The sequence below is a fragment of the Budvicia aquatica DSM 5075 = ATCC 35567 genome, from assembly GCF_000427805.1.
In the GTDB taxonomy this organism is placed as follows: Bacteria; Pseudomonadota; Gammaproteobacteria; order Enterobacterales; family Enterobacteriaceae; genus Budvicia; species Budvicia aquatica.
The window spans coordinates 191,337-216,774 of the sequence record NZ_KE386588.1 but is presented as its reverse complement, the minus strand read 5'-3'; the positions used below and the strand labels follow the sequence as shown (position 1 = coordinate 216,774).

General features: G+C 45.5%; 18 protein-coding genes. 16 read left to right on the top strand and 2 right to left on the bottom strand.

The features are described 5' to 3' along the window. The first annotated feature begins 89 nt into the window (after nt 1-89). From pilW to der, 7 genes are all read left to right on the top strand, one after another. Nucleotides 90-842 (top strand): type IV pilus biogenesis/stability protein PilW, encoded by a 753-nt coding sequence (gene pilW, locus YWE_RS0124855; protein WP_029096875.1) that lies wholly within the window; start codon nt 90-92, stop codon nt 840-842. Continuing rightward, nucleotides 832-1,752, top strand: a complete 921-nt coding sequence (rodZ, locus tag YWE_RS0124850; protein WP_029096874.1) for a cytoskeleton protein RodZ — start codon at nt 832-834, stop codon at nt 1,750-1,752. Before pilW ends, rodZ begins: the two co-directional genes overlap by 11 nt. Before the next feature lie 48 nt (nt 1,753-1,800). Then, the gene (ispG, locus tag YWE_RS0124845; protein WP_029096873.1) at nt 1,801-2,916 is read left to right on the top strand and encodes a flavodoxin-dependent (E)-4-hydroxy-3-methylbut-2-enyl-diphosphate synthase; all 1,116 of its coding nucleotides are present in this window, start codon (nt 1,801-1,803) and stop codon (nt 2,914-2,916) included. Nucleotides 2,917-3,060: 144 nt separating this feature from the next. After that, a complete protein-coding gene (gene hisS, locus YWE_RS0124840; protein ID WP_036017086.1) occupies nt 3,061-4,350 on the top strand; it encodes a histidine--tRNA ligase in 1,290 nt (429 codons plus the stop codon). Between the two features lie 15 nt (nt 4,351-4,365). Continuing rightward, nucleotides 4,366-4,971, top strand: a complete 606-nt coding sequence (locus YWE_RS0124835) for a YfgM family protein (protein WP_029096871.1) — start codon at nt 4,366-4,368, stop codon at nt 4,969-4,971. A 10-nt stretch (nt 4,972-4,981) separates the two neighbouring features. Then, nucleotides 4,982-6,163 (top strand): outer membrane protein assembly factor BamB, encoded by a 1,182-nt coding sequence (bamB, locus tag YWE_RS0124830; protein ID WP_029096870.1) that lies wholly within the window; start codon nt 4,982-4,984, stop codon nt 6,161-6,163. A 160-nt stretch (nt 6,164-6,323) separates the two neighbouring features. Continuing rightward, complete coding sequence (der, locus tag YWE_RS0124825) at nt 6,324-7,787, top strand: ribosome biogenesis GTPase Der (protein ID WP_029096869.1); 1,464 nt, start codon at nt 6,324-6,326, stop codon at nt 7,785-7,787. A gap of 64 nt (nt 7,788-7,851) precedes the next feature. On the opposite strand, the gene YWE_RS28655 is transcribed toward der, so the two are convergent. Beyond that, on the bottom strand, nt 7,852-9,630 hold the full coding sequence (locus tag YWE_RS28655; protein WP_071605935.1) for a cation:proton antiporter domain-containing protein: 1,779 nt from the start codon (nt 9,628-9,630) through the stop codon (nt 7,852-7,854). Between the two features lie 440 nt (nt 9,631-10,070). On the opposite strand from YWE_RS28655, the gene YWE_RS0124815 reads away from it, so the two are divergent. The 4 genes from YWE_RS0124815 (at nt 10,071) to YWE_RS0124800 (ending at nt 15,634) form a co-directional block, all read left to right on the top strand. Then, on the top strand, nt 10,071-11,027 hold the full coding sequence (locus YWE_RS0124815) for an AEC family transporter (RefSeq protein WP_029096868.1): 957 nt from the start codon (nt 10,071-10,073) through the stop codon (nt 11,025-11,027). 12 nt (nt 11,028-11,039) lie between these two features. Further along, a complete protein-coding gene (locus tag YWE_RS29995) occupies nt 11,040-11,267 on the top strand; it encodes a zinc ribbon domain-containing protein (protein WP_029096867.1) in 228 nt (75 codons plus the stop codon). A gap of 98 nt (nt 11,268-11,365) precedes the next feature. Further along, nucleotides 11,366-13,246 carry an ATP-binding protein gene (locus YWE_RS28650; RefSeq protein ID WP_051323570.1) on the top strand — a complete coding sequence of 627 codons (1,881 nt, stop codon included), beginning with the start codon at nt 11,366-11,368 and terminating at the stop codon, nt 13,244-13,246. 72 nt (nt 13,247-13,318) lie between these two features. Continuing rightward, nucleotides 13,319-15,634 carry a tetratricopeptide repeat protein gene (locus YWE_RS0124800; RefSeq protein WP_029096866.1) on the top strand — a complete coding sequence of 772 codons (2,316 nt, stop codon included), beginning with the start codon at nt 13,319-13,321 and terminating at the stop codon, nt 15,632-15,634. A gap of 82 nt (nt 15,635-15,716) precedes the next feature. Here the strand turns inward: YWE_RS0124800 and xseA are convergent, their stop codons facing one another. After that, nucleotides 15,717-17,072 carry an exodeoxyribonuclease VII large subunit gene (gene xseA, locus YWE_RS0124795; protein ID WP_029096865.1) on the bottom strand — a complete coding sequence of 452 codons (1,356 nt, stop codon included), beginning with the start codon at nt 17,070-17,072 and terminating at the stop codon, nt 15,717-15,719. Between the two features lie 169 nt (nt 17,073-17,241). On the opposite strand from xseA, the gene guaB reads away from it, so the two are divergent. The 5 genes from guaB to YWE_RS0124770 all read left to right on the top strand — a co-directional run bounded on the left by guaB (nt 17,242) and on the right by YWE_RS0124770 (nt 25,148). Further along, nucleotides 17,242-18,705, top strand: coding sequence for an IMP dehydrogenase (gene guaB, locus YWE_RS0124790; protein WP_029096864.1), 1,464 nt, complete (start codon nt 17,242-17,244; stop codon nt 18,703-18,705). Nucleotides 18,706-18,870: 165 nt separating this feature from the next. Beyond that, nucleotides 18,871-20,448, top strand: coding sequence for a glutamine-hydrolyzing GMP synthase (gene guaA, locus YWE_RS0124785; protein WP_029096863.1), 1,578 nt, complete (start codon nt 18,871-18,873; stop codon nt 20,446-20,448). 101 nt (nt 20,449-20,549) lie between these two features. Beyond that, nucleotides 20,550-20,882, top strand: a complete 333-nt coding sequence (locus tag YWE_RS0124780; RefSeq protein ID WP_029096862.1) for a hypothetical protein — start codon at nt 20,550-20,552, stop codon at nt 20,880-20,882. Nucleotides 20,883-21,097: 215 nt separating this feature from the next. Beyond that, on the top strand, nt 21,098-23,803 hold the full coding sequence (locus YWE_RS0124775; RefSeq protein WP_036017084.1) for a DUF6493 family protein: 2,706 nt from the start codon (nt 21,098-21,100) through the stop codon (nt 23,801-23,803). 1 nt (nt 23,804) lies between these two features. After that, nucleotides 23,805-25,148, top strand: a complete 1,344-nt coding sequence (locus tag YWE_RS0124770; protein ID WP_029096860.1) for an SWIM zinc finger family protein — start codon at nt 23,805-23,807, stop codon at nt 25,146-25,148. The last annotated feature ends 290 nt before the right edge of the window (nt 25,149-25,438 follow it).

Below are 25,438 nucleotides of genomic sequence, written 5' to 3'. Positions count from 1 at the left end.
AACAATTAGATGCCTATCTCTTTGTCGTAGAGCGCTTCTGATAACGTATCGCCTTGGCCCGTCGTCAACAGGCAGGGAAGATAAGTCTGATGCAAAAGGTATTGCTACCGGTATTGTTAGTCATCAGTAGTTTAGTGGGTTGTAATAGCCATTTATCAGGTGACAACGCGGTTGATAAAAGTAAGGCTGCTCAGGCGCGTCTTGCTTTAGGCATGGCCTATTTTAGCGATGGTGATATGCGTGCTGCGCGGAGCAATCTTGAACGTGCCGTAAGTTATGCGCCAAAAGATTACCGAACACAGTTGGGCATGGCGATATATCAGCAGAGCATCGGTGAGAATGATTTTGCCGAGAGCCGTTTCCAACAGGCTTTAGCGTTAGCGCCAGATAATGGCGACGTAATGAATAATTACGGTGTCTTTCTCTGTAGCTTAGGGCAGTATGAATCAGCCTTAGCCTATTTTGATGATGCCGTTAAATTACAAAATTCCGAAAAAATAGCCGATAGCTTTGAGAATTCAGGCTATTGTTTGTTAAAGGCCGGGCAGTTTGAACGGGCAACCGAGACACTGAGCCGGGCATTAAAGCAAGATCCACAAAAAGGGGCGCGCTTGTTAAGAACAGCAACTGAATATTATCAGCGTGATCAACGCGCGGAGGCGATGGCTTTGTTAAACAGCTACCAAGATACCTTGCCGGACAGCGCCGAAAGTTTATGGATGCAGATTCAATTTGCTGCGTTAGAAAGTCGTTTAAATGACGTACAACGTTATGGTCAACTACTAGCGCAAGATTTTTCACAGTCAAAACAATACCAATTATTCCTAGCTCATGAATATTGATGCACCTAAAGAACTAACCCCGCTGGCTGAAATCGGGCGCCGACTCGGCGAAGCCAGAGAATCATTAAATCTCAGTCAACAAGTCGTGGCTGAACAACTGCGTTTAAAGGTTACTACGGTTCGTGAGCTTGAAGAGGGATTGAATCCTTTGGGCTTAGCTCCGACGTTCATTCGCGGTTATATCCGTTCTTATGCCAAATTGGTTCAGGTTCCTGAAGAAGAACTGATTGCACTATTACCCAGCGTTCTTGGTGATAAGAATATTGTTGAATCCAACCGGATTAAAGGATTTACGCTAGGAAAACCGCGTAAGAAACTCGACCGCTGGTTAATGATGTTCACCTGGATGATACTGTTTGTGGTTCTGGGGCTGACTGGCGCATGGTGGTGGGAGAACCACAAAGCTCAACAAAATGAGATGACATCCGCTTCAGAGCAAAATCAGATTGCTATTCCGGCTCAGCAGCAACAGCCAGAAACTACCGGGCAGCCTACCGGTAGCGATCCTGCTCCAGGCACATCGCCAACTCAAAACGTTTTACCTACCAATAACACATCGTCAAATGCCGTTCAGGGAACGCCAACGCTGGAACAGGCTGTTGCGGCTCAAATTGCAGAGAATGAAGCCTCTAGCGGCAGAGAAACCGCGGTAATGGCCACTGACTCGAATGACATTAATATGACATTCACGGCGGACTGTTGGGTTGAGGTTATCGACGCCAGAGGTAAAAATCTCTATAGCGGACTGCAACGCAAAGGTGGCAAAATGTCACTGACCGGGCAGGCACCTTACCGCGTTAAGCTAGGTGCCCCAGCCGGAGTTGATATTGTGTATAAAGGCAAACAAGTAGATTTGACTCAGTATAAAAATGCGAATCGGACTGCTCGCCTGACGTTAGCGGCTGAATAAAGTGAACAATCTCTATTCTGCCGTGATTGTTATTGTGGAGTTTTTATAATGCATAGCGAAACGCCGATAGTTCGTCGTCAATCAAAACGTATTTATGTCGGTAATGTACCTATCGGTGATGGCGCGCCTATTGCCGTTCAATCAATGACTAACACTAAAACCACTGATGTTGATGCAACGGTTAAGCAGATTGAAGCTCTGCAACGCGTTGGGGTTGATATTGTGCGGGTTTCTGTTCCGACAATGGAAGCAGCTGAGTCATTTAAACTTATTAAGCAGCGTGTCTCCGTACCTTTAGTCGCCGATATTCATTTTGACTATCGTATTGCGTTACAGGTTGCTGAATACGGCGTGGATTGTTTACGTATCAATCCCGGCAATATCGGCCGAGAAGATCGTATTCGGGCGGTTGTTGAATGTGCCCGAGATAAAAATATTCCAATTCGGATTGGTATCAATGGCGGCTCGCTGGAAAAAGATATCCAGGAGAAATACGGTGAACCTACGCCGGAAGCTTTAGTGGAGTCAGCGCTGCGCCACGTAGAGATTCTTGACCGCCTGAATTTTGATAATTTCAAAGTGAGCGTTAAAGCCTCGGATGTGTTTCTTGCCGTCCAGTCTTATCGTTTACTCGCTAAACAAATTATCCAGCCTTTACATCTGGGTATCACTGAGGCCGGCGGGGCACGAAGTGGTTCGGTTAAATCGGCTATCGGTTTAGGCATGCTGCTGGCAGAAGGTATCGGTGATACATTACGTATCTCACTGGCTGCAGATCCGGTAGAGGAAGTGAAGGTTGGCTTTGATATTTTAAAAGCGTTACGTATTCGTTCCCGTGGTATCAACTTTATTGCCTGCCCGACCTGTTCCCGCCAAGAGTTTGACGTTATTGGCACTGTGAATGCGCTGGAACAGCGTCTTGAAGATATTATTACTCCAATGGATGTTTCCATTATTGGCTGTGTTGTTAACGGGCCGGGAGAGGCATTGGTTTCTGATATCGGCGTCACCGGTGGCCATAATAAGAGTGGCTTTTATGAAGACGGTGAAAGGCAAAGAGAACGTTTTGATAATGATAAAATGATCGATCAGCTAGAGGCTAAAATTCGCGCCCGAGCATCAATGATGGATCAATCGAAGCGTATCGATATCACTCAGGAATAATGTTAAATCTCAGTAATATTGAACGCTGAGAGTAAAAAAGACTTATTATGGCGGTATTACTGTGTAACAACTGCCTGTTTACGTTGATGTCGAGTGTGTATAGCTCCTATAATCAGCAAAATTTTAAAGATATAGAGAATTGACGTGTCAAAGAAAATTCAATCTGTACGTGGCATGAATGATTACCTGCCAAAAGATACGGGAATATGGCAACGAGTAGAAGAAATCATTAAGCGTGTCGTAGAGTCTTATGGATATAGTGAGATCCGTACGCCAGTTCTTGAACAAACGCCATTATTTAAGCGAGCCATTGGTGAAGTTACTGATGTTGTAGAGAAAGAAATGTATACCTTTAACGATCGTGAACGCGATGGTGAAGAGGTGACATCACTCACGATGCGCCCGGAAGGTACCGCTGGTTGCGTTCGCGCTGGAATTGAGCGTGGTCTTCTTTATAATCAAGAACAACGTCTTTGGTACTTAGGACCCATGTTCCGCCATGAGCGCCCGCAGAAAGGCCGGTATCGCCAATTTCATCAAATGGGTGCCGAAGTGTTTGGTCTACAGGGACCGGATATTGATGCCGAACTGATTATGCTGACTGCACGCTGGTGGCGTGAGTTGGGTATTGCAGAGCATGTGACTTTAGAGCTGAATTCTATCGGTTCACTCGATGCCAGAGCAAAATACAAAGAGGCATTAACCGCCTATCTGGAACAGTATAAAGATAAACTGGACGAAGACTGTAAGCGCCGGATGTATACCAATCCGTTGCGGGTACTTGATTCTAAAAATCCAGATGTTCAGATATTACTTAACGATGCTCCAACGCTTCCTGATTATTTGGATGAAGAGTCAAAAGCTCACTTTGCGGGCCTGTGCAAGTTTTTAGACAGTGCGGGTATCGGATATAAGATTAACCCACGTTTAGTCCGCGGCTTGGACTATTATAACCGGACTGTATTTGAATGGGTAACGACCAGCTTAGGTGCGCAGGGTACTGTTTGTGCTGGTGGTCGTTATGATGGGCTGGTTGAGCAACTTGGCGGTCATCCTACTTCAGGCGTAGGATTTGCGATGGGGCTTGAGCGCTTAGTGCTATTAGTTCAGGCGGTTAATCCAGATTTTCAGGCAGATAAAATCGTTGATGTTTACCTGATTTCATCAGGTGAAGGAACCCAGATAGCAGCAATGCAACTGGCAGAAAACCTGCGAGATACCTTGCCTAAGTTACGTTTGATGACTAATTACGGCGGTGGGAACTTTAAGAAGCAATTTTCCCGTGCTGATAAGTGGGGTGCAAACATCGCATTAGTCATGGGTGAAAATGAAGTTGCTGCGGGTCAGGTTGTAGTAAAAGACTTGCGTAATGGTGAACAACAGACGCTGGCTCAAGCTGAAGCAGCCACGTATTTAGCAACATTGATCGGTTAATTTAAGAGGGACACCGTGGAAATCTATAATAATGAAGACGAACAGCTAGATGCGGTGCGCAGCTTTTTCCGTGATAACGGAAAAGCGATGGTTGTCGGGGTTGTATTAGGTATTGGTGCTTTATTTGGCTGGCGCTATTGGCAGTCTCATGAGCAGCAGACATCTGCCGTTATATCAATGTCTTTCGATCAGGCTATTGTGCACAGTGATAACACGGCTAATCTTGAAGCTTTCATTCAAGCTAATGACAACACCTATGGTGTTTTTGCTGCGATGAAGATGGCTCAGGAAGCTGTTGATAAAGGCGATTTTGCTAAAGCGAAACAGCAGTTGTTATGGGCCCAGAGCCACACTAAAGACGACAACTTGTTGCCAACGATCAATCTGCGTTTAGCGCGCATTCAACTGCAAGAAAAGCAGTATGATGAAGCACTAAAAACGCTGGATAGCGTACAAAAAGGTGGTTGGTTCGCTCAGGCGCAGGCCATTCGTGGCGACGTGCTGGCAGAAAAAGGTGATATCAAAGGGGCTCGAGAAGCTTATAGCCAAGCCTCTGAAGCCGATCCTTCACCGGTACTGAAAGAATTACTGCGTATAAAACTGAATAATCTGGCCGCTTAAGGGGACTTGAATGAAATTACGTAGGATTTTTTGCGTAGGATTGCTTTCTGTAACGATGCTGAGTGGCTGTTCGCTGTTTGGTGGTGAAGAAGACGTAGTGAAGATGTCTCCGCTGCCGAAAGTTGATAACCAATTTTCTCCGAATAAAGTTTGGAGTACTTCGGTTGGTAGTGGTATCGGTGAATATTATTCTCATTTACGCCCAAGCTGGCAAGATGGCCGTATTTATGCGGCAGATCGTGACGGCATGGTTAAAGCGATGGATGCAGATACCGGTAAGCAAATCTGGAAAACCAACGTCGTTGATAAAAACTATTTCTTTTCTTCAACGAAATCAGCCATGTTATCCGGCGGTGTAACCGCAGCGGGTAACCATGTCTACGTTGGCAGTGAAAATGCGATCGTTTATGCGTTAAACAAAGATGATGGTTCTATCGCGTGGAAAACGACCGTTGCCGGTGAAGCAATGTCTCGCCCGGTTGTTGACGGTGGCTTAGTGCTAATTCATACCACTAACGGCATGCTACAGGGCTTAAATGTAGAAGACGGCTCTATCAAGTGGACGGCTAACTTAGATATGCCACTGCTTTCTCTGCGCGGTGAATCAGCCCCTGCAACTGCACATGGTGCAGCAGTAGTTGGTGGTGATAATGGCCGTGTGAATGCTGTTCTGCTAGACCAAGGCCAATTAATCTGGCAGCAAAGAATTTCTCAGCCAAGCGGCGCGACTGAAATAGATCGCCTATCTGACGTTGATAGTACACCGATCATTTTAGATAACGTTATTTATGCCATTGGTTATAACGGTAGTTTTACCGCGTTAGATCTGCGTTCAGGCCAGATTTTATGGAAAAGAGATATGGGGTCAGTCAACGACTTCTTTATTGATTCCGGCAAGATCTATCTGGTCGATCAAAACGATCGCGTAGTCGCATTAGATATTAACGGTGGCGCCATTCTGTGGACTCAGAGCGATCTGTTACACCGCGGATTAACGGCTCCGGTTATTTTTAATGGCTACGTCGTTGTTGGTGATGCCGAGGGCTACTTACACTGGATGGACAGCGCAAGCGGTTATTTTGTTGCTCAGCACAAGGTTGATGGCGATGGTTTCTTATCATCCCCAATCGTAGCGGGTGACAGACTGGTAATTCAGGCTCGCGGTGGTTACGTTTATTCTTTCACCCGCTAAGGCTTTAGTTTATCAGGCGAACATAATGATTTAGTTTTCAACTATGTTCGTTTAAAACGGCTCCTGACATCAGGGGCCGTTTCGTCTTATATAAAGCTGATTATAAAAACTCGATATTCAGCATAAAATCATAGAGTTATAAAAGAAAGAGGCTTCAACAATGATACCTGTTATCGCGCTGGTCGGGCGTCCGAACGTGGGTAAGTCCACGCTATTTAACCGCTTAACGCGTACTCGTGATGCATTGGTTGCTGATTTTCCAGGGCTAACCCGCGATCGTAAGTACGGCAGAGCTGAAGCTGCCGGACATGAATTTATTGTTATTGATACCGGTGGTATCGATGGCACGGAAGATGGCGTTGAAACTCGTATGGCCGGGCAGTCCTTGCTGGCCATCGAAGAAGCAGACGTTGTGTTATTTATGGTCGATGCTCGTGCCGGGTTAATGGCCGCAGACCAAGGTATTGCACAACATCTTCGCATGCGTGAAAAGGCGACGTTCTTAGTCGCTAATAAAACGGATGGTCTGGATCCGGATACCGCGGTTGCTGATTTCTATTCATTAGGTTTGGGTGAGGTTCACCCGATCGCTGCGTCTCACGGACGTGGTGTGACCTCGCTGATTGAACAAGTATTAGGCCCGGCTATTGAAGAAGAAATCGATGAAGATGCCGACGATGCTTGGGGTGATGAGGCTGAAGAAGAGCTGCCGGATGAAGATGCCGTCGAAGACACTTCTTATTTAGAAAATTTACCGATTAAGCTGGCGATTGTCGGTCGCCCTAACGTGGGCAAGTCAACGCTGACCAACCGTATATTAGGGGAAGACCGGGTTGTTGTTTATGACATGCCGGGTACCACGCGGGATAGTATCTATATCCCGATGCAGCGAGATGAACGTGAGTACATACTTATTGATACTGCCGGCGTACGTAAGCGTGCGCGGGTAACTGAAACCGTTGAGAAGTTCTCAGTGATTAAAACGCTACAGGCGATTGAAGATGCCAACGTAGTGCTACTGGTAATCGATGCCCGTGAAGGTATTTCCGATCAGGATTTATCTCTGTTAGGTTTTATTCTGAATAGTGGGCGCTCACTGGTAATTGCCGTGAATAAATGGGACGGGCTAAGCCAGGAAATTAAAGAGCAGGTTAAAGAAGCGCTGGACCTGCGTCTGGGCTTTGTCGATTTTGCCCGGGTGCACTTTATTTCTGCTCTGCACGGCAGCGGTGTCGGTAACCTGTTTGAATCAGTTCAGGAAGCCTATCGCTGTGCAACTCATCGTGTAAGCACGTCAATGCTGACCAGAATCATGCAAATGGCGCAGGACGATCACCAGCCACCGCTGGTTCGCGGCCGTCGGGTTAAGCTGAAATACGCCCATGCCGGTGGTTATAATCCGCCGATAGTGGTTATTCACGGTAATCAGGTAAAAGATTTACCAGACTCCTACAAGCGTTATCTGATGAACTATTTCCGCCGTTCATTAGAAGTAATGGGAACACCGATTCGTATTCAGTTTAAGGAAGGGGATAACCCGTTCTCTGGCCGAAGCAATCAACTGACCCAAAGCCAGCAGCGTAAACGTAAGCGTCTGATGCAGCACATTAAGGGCCGGAAATAGGGCTACCTTAGACTTAAAAATAAGAAGGGCGCCTATTGGCGCCCTTCTTGTTCGCTATCTAAGCTTAAGCCACCGCCGGTTTATGGTCGGTAAAATCATCTTGTTGAACATCATCCTGACTTTCATCCTGAGTTTCATCTTGCTCTTCAGATTCAGCAGAGGATGACATCGATTCATCTTTACGTAATGAATCGACGAGCTCTGAAACCTGATCGTCTGCAACCCCCAAGACTTTCAGCGCTTCGGCACCAATATGTAAGCTACTTTCTAAGGTTTCAACTACCACCCAGTTAGCGCCGGCCTCAATTAATTTATCTTTCAGTTCAAGGTCTAAAACCCGGGCTAATATTTTTAGCATCGGGTAAAGCGTTCGCAGGGTAGAAACTGCTCGCAGAGCGCTGGCACTGTGATCGATAGAAACAATCACCATCTGAGCTTGCTCAACCCCAATCACATTGAGTAGTTTAGGATCGGTAATATCGCCAAAGTAAGCCGGAATTCCTGCTTTTTGGGCCTTTTTCACCACTTCTGGATTCTTTTCAATCACGATATGCGGAATCGCAGAGTCTTGCAGCATTTGAGCCAGAACATAGCCGGTATCACCATAACCAGCTACCACCACTTTGGCACTGTGGGCCATATCTTGCGGAGTCAGCGTCGGGTCAATATCAGACTTGGCGTTTCTTTTCGTCAGGTTGCAGCCGAAGGCATACAGGCTTGGCGTAAAGGCCATGCTGACAGAGATAACGCCGATACCCATAATAAATGTCGCGTCATCGATCACGCCGAAGGCCTTAGCGACGCCAAATAATACAAAGCCAAACTCACCACCCTGACACAACAGGAAGGCAATTTTCGTTGAGGCTTCTTTTGATGCACCAAATAGCAACGATAGTATAAACAGCACGGCTATTTTAATTGCCAGCACAACGGTCACGTGCATGGCAAACAGGAACGGAGTCTGTGCCAAGGTGACAAAATCGATAGACATGCCCACCGAAATAAAGAAGATACTCATCAACAGGCTTTTTGCTGACTCGACGCTGGCATGAATCTGAAAGCCGTATTTAGACGTTGAAAGCATCATGCCCATAATAAAGGCACCAAGGGCCATCGATAGCCCAAAGTGGTCCATTACGTAGGCAGCAAGCATAACGGCAAACATCACAAACAGGGCAAAACTTTCACGATAGCCATTTTTTGCCATGCGGTTTAATACCCACGGCACCACGATACGGCCAAAGGCAATAACTAATAAAAGCGCCCCGATAACCGAAATAGTCTGCATCCACATCGGTGAGTCATCGGGTAAAACGGCAATCTTATCGGAAAGCAGAGGGACTAAAGCCAGCAGCGGCACAATAGCCAGATCCTGCATAAGCAAGATAGCAAAACCAATTTTGCCGTGTTCACTGGAGAATTCGTTATGTTCCTGAAGTATTTGAATAACAAACGCGGTAGAGGATAGTGCTAAGGTTAACCCGATGATAATCGCGGCATTCACATTGCTACTGAACAGGTAGAAATAACCGCCAATGGCGGCACCGCTGAGTAATATCTGCCAGGAACCCAGACCAAATACCACTTTACGCATGGCCCAAAGCCGCTTGGGCTGCATTTCCAGACCAATGATAAAGAGTAACAGTACAATACCAAATTCAGAGAAATGAAGTATCTGACCAACGTGCTCCTTCAGGATAACCTGGCCGGGAGTATGAGGGCCAATAATCACACCGGTAATGAGTAAACCAAGAATGGAGCCTAATCCGACTTTTTTAGACAGAGTAACGGCAATGGCGGCAACAAAGAGAATAATAACTAATAGCAGAAGAAGATCATTCATGGTGGGATCTTCCTTCACTAAGTTGAGAGAGGATTCTTATGTTTAGTCGGCGCCTTATCATTAAGTTACAGTCCTTTTTCGTCTTCTACTTCTTGTTTATGCAGTCACTTCACCCGAATATTTAGAACAAAGCATGATTATCTACAGTTGAGTGGATATTATACTCAATATGGCCCCATTGGTGCAGGGTGTTTTAATTATTAATCATTACTCGGCTTTCTGCCTACCAGAATAATTATCAGTTGGTATAATCATTGAAACGAAATAGTAATATGACGTTGATTTGATTATGTTCGAATGATAATAATTGGGATTATAATCAATTGTGGTTAACAACCGCGTTTTTCTAAGAGTTTAGATTGTTATTATTTGATAGATAAGCAGAATATTGCCTAACTAACCATTTTATTATTTTGCTAAAACGGGTGTAACTGGAAATGATGTCATGGGAAGCATGGAACTTTGCATTTAACGTTACCGTGCCTAATTTACTGATGTTGCTTATGGGCATCTTTCTACGTCGTTTCCGTCTGATTGATGATAACTTTTGCGACTCTGCCAGTCGGCTGGTATTTAATCTGGCCTTACCCTGCACGCTATTCTTTAGCATTGCTACCAACCATGGCGACCTCCAGCAACATATACCTATTATTATTTATGGGGCAGTTGGAACGATTGTTACATACCTGATGCTTGAACTTGTTGCACCGCTTTTGGTTAAAGACCCCAGAGAGCGCGGTATTTTTGTTCAGGGCGGCTTTCGTGGTAACGCCGCGATATTAGGCGTGGCGTATTGTGCAATGGCCTTTGGGAGTGAAGGCGTTGCTATTGCCTCATTTTATATCATTGTTACGGTGATTCTGTTTAATGTCTTATCCGTTATCACCTTGACCCGGTCTTTATCTTCCGGCAGAGGCGGGGCCCCCGGTTTTTTAAGTATGCTGCGCGGTATTGTTACTAATCCCCTGATCATCGGTATTTTATTCGGCTTACCTTTCTCCCTTTTTTCTATATCGATGCCGGAATTTGTTGTTAACACGGGTAAATATATCTCAGGTATTGCTCTGCCGTTGGCCTTGTTGTGTACGGGTGCCAGCCTTGATTTTCGTGCTATGTTCAGAGCGTCTAACGTGGCGGTTTTATCTTGTATTGCCCGAATTATAGTGGTTCCCGGCGTGCTGTTTTTGGGTGCCTGGCTGTATGGTTTTCGTGGCGTTCCGCTGGGAGTAATATTTTTGCTGACGGCTACGCCAACCGCGTCTGCCAGTTATATTATGACCCGTGCAATGGGGGGGAACTCTACGCTGGCCGCCAATATTATTGCCTTAACAACCTTGGGATCATTTTTTACCACCGCTTTCGGCCTGCTGTTTTTCCGCGCTGCCGGACTATTTTGACGGGAGAATCAAATGGACGTATTTTGTCCACAATGTCACCAGACGTTGTTATGGCAGCAGGGTAATATTTATCATTGTGCAACCTGTGATAAAGGCTATCTACAAGTAGCTCCATGCCCGGAGTGCAACAAGCCACTAGAAAAAATGCAGGCCTGTGGTGCAGTTGATTACTTTTGTCAGCACGGGCACGGGCTGGTATCAAAGAAAAGGCTTCACTTTATCTATGTTGAACAAGAATAATTGATTATCAGCATGATGAATTTAAGGCCGGCCAAACGGTTTTACCGGCGATGGCATGGTTAGTCGCTACAATATATTCAGGATCATAAAACGCTTATATGGATAATTCTTCATTTTCCCAAGACCCTTCAGTAACCGCCCAGTTTTGCTCTGCCGGCGTTGACCTTAGTGGATTAATGCAGGTACTGAGTAAACATCTTTATTCTACGCCCATGGTGGCTTTGCGCGAGCTGGTACAGAATGCACATGACTCCATTATTCGTCGTCGCCTTGAGCATGCCGGCCAGCCTGATACCGGGCGCATTCAGGTTATTGGCGATGCTAAAAATGGCCTGATTCGTATTATTGATAATGGTGCCGGGCTGACTGAAGATGAAATTCATGCTTATTTAGCAACGGTCGGGGTTGGCTATACCCGTACATTACGTCAGCAAGATAATGACACCGGATTGATCGGGATGTTCGGGCTGGGTTTCTTGTCTGCCTTTGTGCTGGCAAAACAGGTAATGGTAACCACCACATCCTATCAAAACCCGCAGCAAGGTTGGCGTTATCGCTCAGCGAACGGTGAGAAATACTCTACCGAACCGGTGAACTGCCGTGAGATCGGGACTGAGGTTACGCTGCTATTACGTGATGAATTTAGCCATCTGGCTAATGAAAAAGTGCTGAACGATATCCTGAGCCGTTATTGTGTTCTATTACGTGAACCGATCTTTATTGGCCAAAATTTAACTCCGGTTAATCCGGATATGCCGCCATGGCGCAGGGATGGCGATATTGCTGTGCATCCTATTCAGGATCGGCGGTTACGCATTGAGTTTGCCGCCCGGTTTGAACAAAACTTTGAACCTATTTGCACCGTACCTGTTGTTCCGGATGGAAAAAGCGATGCCATTGGTATGCTTTGGGTGCAGGATGGCTCGACTTACGGTACCAGTGATAATCGCAATCTGTCTATTTTTCTGCGTGGCATGCTACTGGACGATGATGCGCGAGATTTATTACCGCCCTGGGCCGGATTTATTGGTGGAGTGATTGAATCTAATAAGCTGACACCAACAGCCAGCCGTGAAGATCTTCAGCGTGATAGCCACTATTCAGCCGTTCAATATGCCCTGAGTGAATCACTGATTACCGGTTTGGCAGAGATTTCACGCAGGCAGCCAGAGGTTTGGCGGCGTATTATTGTTCGTCATAATGAAACCCTGCTCGGCGCCTCATTGTGCGATGAACGTTTGTTTGACCTGTTAATCGATACTATCAAAGTGCCGACTTCGCAAGGCGATCTGCGTGCTCAAGATTTGCGTTCCAAAGGGGCTATCCATGTGATTCTGGATGCCAAAGAAGGATTTGAAGAAACCCTGTTTCAGGCTTTGGGGGTACCGGTAGCCTATGGCGATCGCTATGCGGTAGTGCCATTTTTACGGCGCTGGGCGACGGCAAAAGGCTGTCAGTTGGTTGAGTTGGGTACCAATGCCGGTAACAAGCAACTGTTTAAACTCGATGATTTACCAATTAACGAAAGTGAGTGGTTACTTTCGGTATTGGGTGACGGAGAGAAGCTTATAACCTCACGCTTTGAACCGGTTGAATTGCCGCTGGTGGTGGTTCATGACCGCGAAGCAGAGCTGAAGAAGCGTCTTGAAGACGATGAAACCGATAAGCGAGTATCGATCGCCGCCCTGCATTTAGCCCGACAATTCACGGCAAAAATCAGCGCCACCAATACCCGGCAGCTTTATGTGAATCTTAACAATCCGGCGGTGAATGCATTACTGGAAGGGTTCCGTACTCATCATGTTGGCTTGAATGATGCAGCCCGTATGCTGAAGGCGCTGAAAGTGATTATGTCGAGCCGCGGTAGCCAGACGCAGGCGATGGCCCTTAACTCTGCCCTGTCTGATTTTAGCCAACTGATTCCACAGATGCTGGCCCGATCGGGTGGCCGGGTAACAGAAAACGGTGAGAGTGAGTAGATACTCGCTATTTTGCTAATCGCGTAGTGCCCGGCCGTGCGGGTATAAAATAAAAATTATAAAGGATGACAAATGGATATTTGGAACTGGGTTAATAAATTAGAAGATGATTTAAAAGAGGCCGGACAAGGCGAGGCGGCCCGAATTATTGACCGATTTACCGATGACGTCGCAGAGCTGAATATTGATAAAGCGGACGCTTTATTTCCAGAAGTACTCGCCCTGAGCCGCAGCCTGAAGAATCCATGGCTGGAAGTGTTTGTCCGGCACTGGCATTTACGTAATCGGGTAGGTAGCCGGCTTGAGGGGGAATCTGCACTGGCTACTTCCGTTGAGCTATTTGAGTTTGCTCATCGCCCGGAAACCATGGAGTGCCCGCAGTCAGTATGCGTTACTCAAGATTTATCCGGCTGCTATGCCAATATTGATGGCCCAGGCTGGGTTGATGAACGAATTGCGGTATGTGAAGAGACGTTGGCCAGAATTGATGCCAGTTGGAACTGTTTTCACTGTCTGTCCTGTGAATACGCCGAGGCCCTGCTTGACGACGATCGGCCAGATGATGCGCTGGCATTTTTACAACAGCAGGAAGAGAAAATCACCTCCACGACGGCAGACGACTGCCTGTCTATCCATAACTTCCAGATCAAAACCCTGCTAAATATGGGGCGCTATTCTGAGGCGATGGAACTATTTGATCGCACCGATGAGCTGGCTAAGACCTATCAATGGCAGAAGAATAACCAGTTTCGTAGTTTATTAAAGGCACGGTGTTTGGCAGGATTAGGTCGTGATGAAGAGGCTATGGAGGCGATTCCGGCATGGTCAGACTTGGTGCCTGAATTTTATATGGACTGGGTGGATGCCAGTAAACTACTGCTGAATAACTCATCGGAAAGAAATAACTGGCAGTTAGGCCGTCTGATCCAAAAAATGTTAGACCATGTTAGTCAGGTTGGCGCTCACCGCCACACTATTACGCTGGCCGTTTGGCATGCAAAACTTGCTCTAGCCCGTGGTGCAGTCTGGACGGCACGACGTTCTCTGGATGTTGCTTATCAGCATTTGCCTAAGTTAAATAAGGTTCGCGGAGCCGATCTGTTATTAGATAGCCTGAAGCTATCTATCGATCAGACGAACGATAATTCATCTTTACCGGTGGCTGCCGATCAACTATTAGCTTGGTTGGAGCAGCGGGCTGGCGAAGGTGAATCGCGTAATCCGGAAGAGGAGGCGGAGTGGTTATTACAGGCCACTTTGGCGCGCCCTGACGATGAAGAGTTGATTGAGATGGCGTCATCGGCTTTGGTGGCCTGTGGTGCCGTTGCTCAGGCTAAATCAGTGCTTTGGACATTTGTTGAGACTCATCTGTCCGTAGAATCAGTGCTAGCCTACCGGCTGCTGGATATTTTACTGGATGAAAAGTCCGATCCTTCGAGCCAGTCGGAAATCGTTCGCCTAGCCGATGCCTATCAGCCAACCTTACCGGCAGTTGCACTCTGGTGCCGAATTAAACAGGCTCAGCATCAGGCCAATTGGCCGGAAGTTGAACGGCTATGTAAGCAGATGATTGACGTCGTTCCTGAATATCGAGGCCCGAGGATGATGCTGGCTGAAGTGTCAATGCAGCAAAAACTATTTCAACAGGCCATCGAGTGTTATCAGCAATTGGTTGAGCAAACGGATGAGCCAAGGAATATTCTTTGGGATCTGATGACCGCCGCCAGCGCGGCAGAACAGTGGGATCTTGTTCGTGAAACGGCCGAAAAAATCGATATTAAATTGACTCCGGGAGAAGGGGAAATTAATGAAGATTGGGGCTGGGTTCGTTTACGCATGGACGATCGTGACGATGAGGTTGAATACTACGGTCAATTTATTGGCCCTGTAACGGCTAAAGTACTGCAACTGGCCGCGCCGAATAATAGCCAATGCTACGGTGATGTGGTGGTGATTGATGCCGGCATGTTAGAAACACCCCCGGAGGATGAAGAACAGCGTAAAGAGTACACCGCAGTGTATCGAGTGGTACACACTCTAAAACGTGGGAATTATGGTGATAGCTGGTTTATTGATGGTGTTATGCCAAGCGAAGAACAATACCAAGATTTTGTTGATGCCATTGAGCAGCTTGGCTGGCAAATTCGGGTCAGAAGTTCGACAGAATACCAGCTAACCGATGCACAGAATCCTGAAGCCGAACCACTAAACGGCATCTATTTTTATCTGGCTGCCCCAGCGAATGTAACTGCTGCAGAAATCAATGCCAAGCTGCTAGAACTGACAGAAAGCTGGCAGCACGATTGGTGTTGGTTTACGTTGGCAGAGAAAGCAGATGCCCCCGATGTTGAGCGGCATCGGGGATTGATTGAGCGCTACGGCTTATAATCTATTTGGCTTATATGTTCTGTTGAATGTTCTGTTGATCGAGCGAACCGTTTTTATTCAACGGTTCGCTTTTTTTGTATGACTAAAGCTGTGCGGATTTTTTGATATTGCTGACGCTGCTTTCTACCCATCCGTCGCTCAGGCGGGTTTTTAACACATCACCGACTTTAACCTGTTTGGTCTTTTTCAGCGCGCTTCCGTCCGGCGCACTGGTGACGCTATAGCCTCTGGCCAGCGTGGCTAACGGGCTAACGGCTTCTAGCTGTGAATAGCTAATGCTAAAGCGCTGTTTAGCCGCATTCATCTGGCGTTCTAAGGCTTGCTGAAGCTGATATTGGCGCTGCTGAAGCAACTGCTGGTAACGATGAACACGTGCCTGTGGCTGAGTCTGGATTAAACGCTGTTGTAAGCGTTCAGATTGGCGACTCTTTAGCCGTAGCTGGGTTTGAATGCCATCTTCCAGTCGATTGTGTAATTTTAACAGTGCAGTTTGCTGGCGTGACAGGCGTAGTTGGGGGTGTTGCTGCTGTAACCGACTGTCTAAACGGTTAATGATTTGATGCTGACGAGAAAGATAGTAGTCCATCGCCATTTCTAAACGCTGTTGCTGGGTTTGTAAGCGGCGTACCAGTTCGACCTGATTACGGCTGACCATTTCAGCCGCGGCCGACGGCGTAGGTGCCCGAAGGTCGGCAACAAAGTCAGCAATGGTCACATCAGTTTCATGGCCGACGGCGCTGACTATCGGAATTTTACTGTTAAAGATGGCTCTGATGACCAGCTCTTCGTTAAAACACCACAGGTCTTCTAACGACCCTCCGCCTCGGCCAACGATTAATACATCGCATTCATTACGTTGATTAGCCAGCTCAATGGCTTTGACTATCTGCATAATGGCATCGGTGCCCTGAACGGCGGTCGGATAGATAATGACCGGCAGTGAAGGGTCGCGACGGCGAAGAATCTGCAAAATGTCATGTAGTGCCGCACCGGATTTTGATGTAATTACTCCGATACAGGCCGCCGGAGAAGGGAGAGGGCGCTTGCGCTGCTGGTCGAATAACCCTTCATCAGACAATCTTTGTTTTAGCTGCTCAAAGCGCTGTTGTAGCAGGCCGTCTCCGGCCGGTTGCATACTTTCAGCAATAATCTGATAGTCACCGCGTGGTTCATACAGCGTTATGGTTGCCCGAACTAAAACCTGCTGGCCATTTTGAGGTTGGAAGGTGGTTTTTCGGTTAGCAGTACGAAACATAGCGCAGCGAACCTGAGCTCGGTCATCTTTCAGGGTGAAATACCAGTGGCCGGAAGAGGGCTGGGATAAGTTTGATATTTCGGCCGAAAGCCATATCTGACCCATTTCCATTTCCAACAGTTGGCGGACCGTCTGATTAAGGCGGCTTACAGTAAAAATTGGTGGTGATGTAGGTAGTGACATGTGACGGAGATCAAACTCTAAAACAAAGACTTAATCTTTCGATACTACATAGGTGTACAGGCTAATCAAGTATTATTTTTAAAAATGAGTGGCGGCAAGGGGCATGGCTCTGTATAATGCCACTGCAATATTTTATCTGTTTCCAACCCACTGTCGGTGAGATATTGCCATGCTACGTATCGCTAAAGAAGCCCTAACATTTGATGATGTTCTATTAGTTCCTGCCCACTCGTCCGTGCTACCAAATACTGCTGAATTATCGACGATGTTGACCTCAACAATTCGTTTAAATATTCCTATGCTTTCAGCAGCGATGGACACCGTAACTGAGGCCAGTTTAGCTATTGCTCTGGCTCAGGAAGGTGGAATCGGTTTTATCCACAAAAATATGTCGATTGAACGCCAGGCTGAAGAAGTTCGCCGGGTGAAAAGACATGAAAGCGGCATCGTAACCGATCCTATTACCGTGACGCCTGACACTACCGTTCGTGAAGTTAAAGAACTGGCGGTGATTAACGGTTTTGCCGGTTATCCGGTGGTTGGCGAAAATAACGAGCTGGTTGGTATTATTACCGGCCGTGACGTACGTTTCGTCACCGATCTTGATTTACCTGTCAGCGCGCTGATGACCCAGAAAGCAAATCTGGTGACGGTAAAAGAGGGTGAAACCCGTGAAGTTGTATTCCAGAAAATGCATGAAAAACGCGTAGAGAAAGCGCTGGTTATTGATGATCAGTTCCATCTGTGCGGCATGATCACGGTTAAAGACTTTCAAAAAGCAGAACGCAAACCGAATGCCTGTAAGGATGAACACGGTCGTTTGCGCGTTGGTGCTGCTGTCGGTGCCGGTGGCGGCAATGAAGAGCGCGTTGCTGCGCTGGTTGAAGCTGGTGTTGATGTGTTACTGATTGACTCTTCTCACGGTCACTCCGAAGGCGTTTTACAGCGTATTCGTGAAACTCGCGCCGCCTATCCTGACCTGCAAATTATTGGTGGTAACGTCGCCACCTCTGCCGGCGCTCTGGCGTTAGTTGAAGCCGGTGTGAATGCGGTTAAAGTTGGTATCGGCCCGGGTTCTATCTGTACTACCCGTATTGTTACCGGCGTAGGCGTACCGCAAATTACGGCAATCGCTGATGCGGTTGATGCTGTAGGCCATTTAGGTATTCCGGTCATTGCCGACGGTGGTATCCGTTTTTCCGGTGATATCGCTAAAGCCATCGCTGCCGGTGCCTCCTGCGTTATGGTTGGTTCAATGTTAGCCGGTACTGAAGAATCTCCGGGTGAAATTGAGCTGTATCAAGGTCGTTCATTTAAGTCATACCGCGGAATGGGGTCTTTAGGTGCAATGTCCAAAGGTTCGTCAGACCGTTATTTCCAGACTGATAACGCGGCAGATAAATTAGTTCCTGAAGGTATTGAAGGCCGTGTGGCTTATAAGGGCCTGCTGAAGGTTATTATTCATCAGCAAATGGGCGGATTACGTTCATGTATGGGCTTGACCGGCTGTCCGACCATCGACGATCTGCGTACCAAGGCTGAGTTTGTTCGTATTACCGGTGCCGGTATTCAGGAAAGCCACGTGCACGATGTGACCATTACTAAAGAATCACCGAATTACCGTATGGGCTAATTCAGATAGCCTCTGAAATCAGCCATATTTGCAATATCGATAAGATACGAGAGTCTGAGTAACAGATTCAGCTCTCGTAATCTTTGCCAACGCAGTTATAATACCGAAAAATTCCCAGTCGGGTCTGTGCTCAGATCCCCCACTACAGTTTTTGGAAAGCTATTCATGTCAAAAAACATCCATAAGCATCGTATCCTAATTCTGGATTTTGGTTCTCAATACACCCAATTAATTGCCCGCCGAGTACGTGAAATCGGTGTTTATTGTGAACTATGGGCATGGGACGTGAGCGAAGCTCAAATTCGTGAATTCCAACCAACCGGTATTATTCTTTCCGGTAGCCCTGAAAGCACCACTGAAGCCGGAAGCCCGCGCGCACCGGAATATGTATTCAATGCCGGCATTCCTGTATTAGGTATTTGCTATGGTATGCAAACCATGGCCGTACAGCTTGGCGGTCAGGTTCAGGGGTCAACTGAGCGTGAGTTTGGCTATGCTAAAGTTGATATCGTTGAACAAAGCGAGTTTGTCCGTGATATTCAGGACGCGCTATCTGCTGAAGGCAAACCTCAGCTTGACGTCTGGATGAGTCATGGTGATAAAGTGACGGCTATTCCGGCCGGTTTTAAAACCATTGCCCGCACCGATACCTGTCCGTTTGCCATTATGGCCAACGAAGACAAACACTTCTATGGCATACAGTTCCACCCGGAAGTTACCCATACCCATCAGGGGTTAAACCTGTTAAAGCGCTTTGTGCTTGATATCTGCGGATGTGAAGCCCTTTGGACCCCGGCTACGATTATTGATGATGCTATTGAGCGCATTCGCGAGCAGGTGGGTGAAGATCAGGTCATTCTTGGTTTGTCTGGTGGTGTCGACTCTTCGGTTACCGCCATGCTATTACACCGTGCTATCGGTAACCGCCTGACCTGCGTGTTTGTTGATAATGGCCTACTGCGCCTGAATGAAGCAAACCAAGTGATGGAGATGTTCGGCGATCGCTTTGGTCTGAACATTATTCATGTTGAAGCTGAACAGCGCTTTCTGAGTGCTTTAGCCGGCATTGATGAGCCTGAAGCTAAGCGTAAAACTATCGGTCGGGTTTTTGTTGAAGTCTTTGATGAGCAGGCAACTAAGCAGACTAACGTTAAGTGGCTGGCTCAGGGCACGATTTATCCTGATGTTATCGAGTCTGCTGCTTCTGCAACCGGTAAAGCTCATGTGATTAAATCTCACCATAACGTTGGTGGCTTACCGGCTGAAATGAAGATGGGCCTGGTTGAGCCATTAAAAGAGCTGTTTAAAGACGAAGTGCGTAAGATTGGTCTGGAGCTAGGCCTGCCGTACGACATGCTGTATCGCCATCCGTTCCCGGGCCCGGGTTTAGGGGTTCGCGTTCTGGGTGAAGTGAAGAAAGAGTATTGCGACTTACTGCGCCGTGCTGATGCGATCTTTATTGAAGAGCTGCATAAAGCCGATCTGTATAATAAAGTCAGTCAGGCGTTCACCGTATTCTTGCCGGTGCGTTCCGTTGGCGTAATGGGCGATGGCCGTAAGTATGACTGGGTTGTTTCACTGCGCGCAGTCGAGACTATCGACTTTATGACCGCGCATTGGGCTCATTTACCGTATGACTTCTTAGGCCGTGTTTCTAACCGGATCATTAACGAAGTGAACGGTATTTCTCGTGTGGTTTATGATATTAGCGGTAAACCACCGGCGACGATTGAGTGGGAATAAGACCCTAGTTCCCATAAAAGGCTAGTTGATATCATGCCCAGATTAATCGATGGATTATCTGGGTTTTTTTATTTGTGTCACATCATTGGCGAGTTATCTGAATGATAAAAGCTTCTAAGAGCAAATATTTGTCGCAACTCGGCACACAGCATTGGCGCACAATCTATATCCCTCTGTCCCAAATCGAAAGCATATACGGCCATGGTAATTTCGATGATGCCGGTGATGAACTGGTATATACCCTGGGTGAAATTTGTGGCATCGAAGATATTGAACGTGGTTGTCGGATCGACATTGACAGCAGCCATGCTAATCCATGGTTTCATGTGTTGATCTTTGAGGTGGCTGATATGTCTGAGGAAGAATTCGAAAAGCTTATCGCTGGCGTTAAGAGGCTGAAATTGTGGGATGAGAGTTTTCAGACAATTAAGTGAAATTAACAAGGTGCGATGGTTTCGTGAGGGAAAGGGCAGACAACGAAAAGTAGCCATTGATGGATAACCGAAGAGGACATGCCTGAATTCAGTAACGCGCTACATACAAGGCTTGCTATAGCGTGATGTGGCACAACCACAACGCATGGTTAATTGTGTAAAATAGATAATTATTAATATTAGCAAATAAAGTCAGTAATTAAGGTAAATATCAAATGGAATTGGATCATAAGAAAAAATACTCTGAAATTATTGAGTTGGGTAATGGGGAACAGCTGGTTTCCTTTTTTAAGAAGTTGAATGCTGAGGACAGAAGAGCGCTAATACCTTCGATTAAACAAGATATAAAGCGTTTATACACTACCCGTGAATTGAGCAGAAGAATTTGGGGATATGCTGGCACAAGAGAACAGCTCAATATGTTAAGCATTGCGATGTTTGTATGCTACGGAAAAGCTGATCGTAAGTTAATAAAGCCTCATTTATTGCCTGCCGATAAGCAGATTGATAATATTTTATCGTGGTATCAACCGGAATGGTTTAATCAATATGTTAATGAGTTATCTAATCAGGAATATATACCTATTCAATATGAAAGCTTGGCTGATTGGATAGCTAAAGGTTATTTGTTAGACGTTGTTCCTGAATTAATCGCCCAAAAAATGGTATTGGATGTGAGTTGTCTGGAAAAATATCCTTTTATTTTAGATAAGCATATCTGGTTTATTTTCCAATATCCTAATACTATTTCATGGTCGGACTATTGGTCGCCAAAAGAGAATAAGCCTATAGATGCGGATGACCGAAAGTGGATATATATTTTTAAGAAAATTATTAATAATAAACTAATAAATCGGATGCAGGTGCTGAAGGAATGTCTGCTGTCCGTAAACCGCAATTTTGATAAAAATCAGACCAATTGGTATGCCGATTTGTTTGTTGCTCTTGAGCCAACTGTTGAAGAATGTATCCATTTGCAGAATGAGCTATTTTCTGTGTTTCACTGTCCACAAAGCAAACCGATAAACGTTGCGCTGAGTATGATTAAAAAAATAAACGCTCAGCCAAAATTTAGTGCCGGTGAGTTTATTGCGTACATGCCGTTATTGTTATCTTATGAAACCAAAGGTATTGTAAATAACACCTTGATGATAGCCGATAGTTTAGCAAAGCGATCTCCTGAGTTGGCTGATGATATTGCGGTACTGCTACCTAATACATTCTTGAGTAAAGACCAATCTTTGCAAACGAAAGCGGCCAAGCTTATTGTTAAATATGCAAACCCTGCGGACCAGAACCTTATAGCGAATATCTGTGATTATATTGATAATCTTTTGATGGATACCCGCCTTTTATTAAAAGACTTTCTTGAGATACCGGCAGTAGTTGCTGAATCCTCTGTCTATAAAGAAAAAGAACGGATAAGAATCGAACTGATTAGGGAAGATAACCGTATTCCTGAAATTAGCACCTGGGATGATTTTGTTTTTCTTTTAGGTCAGGTATTTTTTAACGCAGAACCCTATCATTTTGATCAGTTGCCCACCTATCTTTTACAATTTTCCGGACAGATTAACGAAGATACGGTTCAACAGCTGGAACCCGCTTTCTTACAGGCTTACAAAACAATTGATATATGGAATTCAACCATTGGATTTTTAGACCGAATATCAGCCGCTTTCTTCTTAGAATACGGGCGTCGCTTGATCGAGCGTTACCCGGAGCAAACGAGAAATCTGCAAAAATTAGCCGATAAATATAAGCATATTACTTTCAGCCCCGAGAACTGGAAAACGTCGAAGATGGAAAAATATATCCCATATATGGATATATTTTCATACGTGTTAGAACAACTGAGTAATAACTCAAGGTTACCACTGTTATCAACGCCAACTCATTTACCGTGCTTTATTGATCCCATGGTCTTAGCGGAAAGACTATATCTTTATCAACAACAAAACGTTGAACCCAGCAGCTTTGATTTACAGCTAGCGCTACAGCGCTGTGCATTGGATGCAGATCTCGATAAGCTGAAGCCGGTATTGAAAACTCTTAAGGGCGATGCTCCGTTATTACTGAGTTATTTACTTTCAGGTGATGCAGGTTGCCTTGATAAGGCTGCCAATAAGGACTGGAAATTAGCCGCTGTCATTACTCGCTATAGCTATAGCCCTGATGAAACGGCCTTTAATATGGGTTGTTCTCTATTAGAAACTAACAATATCCCTATTGAGCTTATGACTCAAATATTGCCTTGGCAGATAAATTGCAGAAAACAGAATGTGAGTATTTTGAATAATGAAAGTAAGGATATTTTTACCAAAAAGCTACGTATTGATATTGCCGATTATTCACTTAAGGTAGATAGTCCTCTGTTTTACCAATATATGTGTGCGAGCTACAGTTATAGTTCTTTCGAGTGGTCTGCAGATAATAGACGGCGTATTTTTAGCTGTCCTTATGTTCCCGATATTATTCTGAGGCGGTTTATATCCTCAAAGTTTGAATGCTCTGATATAAAAGAAGTCAAAGCGATTTCAGAGGTGTTGCAAACAATTTATCAATTGCCTTTTCCGTTAACTGATACGTCGTATCTGCTGATTGCATTAAGTATGTTGCACGGTGATAAAACAATACGAACGCTAGCCGGTGAAATTTGGATTGATAAATTAGGCCAATATTCACCCGTCAACAATCAGTTAATTGGCGATATTATCGGAACGTTGGAAAAAGAAGAGTGGGCGCCGTTAAAACGCTTTACTGACTTAGCGTCTCAAACGCTGGTTGGAGTGAATCCCGACCAAAATAAAGCGTTGGAGGTGATAGTCTCTAATATATTATCTCACCTGTCAGAGACTAATATTGCCAATTATAAAAAGCTAGTCATGCTTCATGATGATTTAAAGGCGAGAATTCAATAAGATGGATGATCTATTAACCTATAACTATTTAGCACCATCAGCCTTGCTTAAAGATAATGGCTCAGAAGCGCTTTTTTTATCTCAATACAGTGAGATTCAGAAAAGTACCGATGTGCCCTGTTTTTTTCTGGGCAGAGTGAAAGAACCGTTTACGATGGCGCGATGTTTGGTCGCTTTATCAAACGTTGTTAAATCAAGTTTTAATCTTTCACCTTTCCAATTGGCGCTGTTAAAAGATCCTATTGTTACCGCTGGCAATAGCTGTGTACGGTTTGAGGGCTTTTCCCATTGCGCCGGAGTTTATGCCCGGGTTGACCTATTAGCTGATGCACTAGACGGTGAGTTTTTGGCTAACGGGACAACGAACGTTGATTTTAATCAGCCGATGCTAACGGCGTTAAGCAGCATTCAGAACAATGAAAACGTGATGCTTTCTATTGGGCAGAAAGAGGTGGGGCTGGACGTTGAAGGTAAGACTGTCGTTGAGCGAAAAGTACCTCTGCCGGTTAAGTGGATTAAAGGCCTAAGTTCGGTACAAATCTATCTATCGCAATCAGAAATAAGTCATACGTTCAATAAAATTCAAACCCAACAGCTGTTTAGGTCAATGCCAAAAGGGCAAGTAAAAACGGATTATTTTTTAGTTATTAAAGGCAATACGCCACTTTTTTCACCGATGAAATCAGAAGGGGCGATTTGTCTGGGGGGGCTACATCGATTGAGATTGCTGGAGCCATTATTACCATTTATAAAACAGCTACAAGTTTTTGCCCATTCAGAGATGCAGGCGACGACCTGGCAATTCAGTTTTGGTAGCCTGAGATTTAGCCTGTCATTGTCCAGAGATCCTTGGCGAGGTTTCTCAGGAGAAGGTGCGACGTTAGATGCGCTTATTGATAACGTTTCTCAAGGGTGGATGGATATTTTTGAACAGAATGCCTATGCCAATCAGACTTTTGATCCTTCACTTTTTACTATTAAAGAAAGTCTCTATTTAAGTAAAACAGAGAATGTATCTGCGCAATTAGCGGCTATGGGACTATTAGGCTTTGATCTGAATGATAATGTTTTTTTCTATCGACAGCTCCCCTTCAAAATCAGTCGTATCATGCAGTTAAATCCGCGTTTAAAAGGTGCGGAAAAACTGATTGCTGGTAATAAAGTTGAAATTATTCAGAATACTTTAGGACGGATAGAAGCCCGGGTTGAAGGTAGTGGTATTTTTCACACAGTGATATTTGATGGTAATAATCAGCGTTGTACCTGTGAGTGGTATGGTAAGCATCAGGGGGCTAGGGGGCCTTGTAAACACGTATTGGCGGTGAAGAAAATAGTCATGGTTTGATTATGCTAGATTAATAAATATCGCTATTTTCTCCTAATTGAGGCGACTACCAGTACTGATTCAACTTAGGCCAATAGAGTTTTAAGCAAAGGATGCTTTATGTTCAATTCTTTGATTTTTATCTATACCCCAATTCCAATGAGTTTTGACAGCCATTTTGATCTACCGACTTGATTAGAACGATCGAATAATAACATCAGCCAAAAGAGACTATTCCAAATACCGGTAGAAACCGGTGTGGTGGGGCATGCTTCTGAATAAGCTAGTAAAACCCAGCTTAATCAATTGAT

What these genes read in the sequence shown, in the direction of transcription:
- pilW (WP_029096875.1), top strand. Translation starts at nt 90, where the DNA reads ATGCAAAAGGTATTGCTACCGGTATTGTTAGTCATCAGTAGTTTAGTG.
- rodZ (WP_029096874.1), top strand. Translation starts at nt 832, where the DNA reads ATGAATATTGATGCACCTAAAGAACTAACCCCGCTGGCTGAAATCGGG.
- ispG (WP_029096873.1), top strand. Translation starts at nt 1,801, where the DNA reads ATGCATAGCGAAACGCCGATAGTTCGTCGTCAATCAAAACGTATTTAT.
- bamB (WP_029096870.1), top strand. Translation starts at nt 4,982, where the DNA reads ATGAAATTACGTAGGATTTTTTGCGTAGGATTGCTTTCTGTAACGATG.
- der (WP_029096869.1), top strand. Translation starts at nt 6,324, where the DNA reads ATGATACCTGTTATCGCGCTGGTCGGGCGTCCGAACGTGGGTAAGTCC.
- YWE_RS28655 (WP_071605935.1), bottom strand. Translation starts at nt 9,630, where the DNA reads ATGAATGATCTTCTTCTGCTATTAGTTATTATTCTCTTTGTTGCCGCC.
- YWE_RS0124815 (WP_029096868.1), top strand. Translation starts at nt 10,071, where the DNA reads ATGTCATGGGAAGCATGGAACTTTGCATTTAACGTTACCGTGCCTAAT.
- YWE_RS29995 (WP_029096867.1), top strand. Translation starts at nt 11,040, where the DNA reads ATGGACGTATTTTGTCCACAATGTCACCAGACGTTGTTATGGCAGCAG.
- YWE_RS28650 (WP_051323570.1), top strand. Translation starts at nt 11,366, where the DNA reads ATGGATAATTCTTCATTTTCCCAAGACCCTTCAGTAACCGCCCAGTTT.
- YWE_RS0124800 (WP_029096866.1), top strand. Translation starts at nt 13,319, where the DNA reads ATGGATATTTGGAACTGGGTTAATAAATTAGAAGATGATTTAAAAGAG.
- xseA (WP_029096865.1), bottom strand. Translation starts at nt 17,072, where the DNA reads ATGTCACTACCTACATCACCACCAATTTTTACTGTAAGCCGCCTTAAT.
- guaB (WP_029096864.1), top strand. Translation starts at nt 17,242, where the DNA reads ATGCTACGTATCGCTAAAGAAGCCCTAACATTTGATGATGTTCTATTA.
- guaA (WP_029096863.1), top strand. Translation starts at nt 18,871, where the DNA reads ATGTCAAAAAACATCCATAAGCATCGTATCCTAATTCTGGATTTTGGT.
- YWE_RS0124780 (WP_029096862.1), top strand. Translation starts at nt 20,550, where the DNA reads ATGATAAAAGCTTCTAAGAGCAAATATTTGTCGCAACTCGGCACACAG.
- YWE_RS0124775 (WP_036017084.1), top strand. Translation starts at nt 21,098, where the DNA reads ATGGAATTGGATCATAAGAAAAAATACTCTGAAATTATTGAGTTGGGT.
- YWE_RS0124770 (WP_029096860.1), top strand. Translation starts at nt 23,805, where the DNA reads ATGGATGATCTATTAACCTATAACTATTTAGCACCATCAGCCTTGCTT.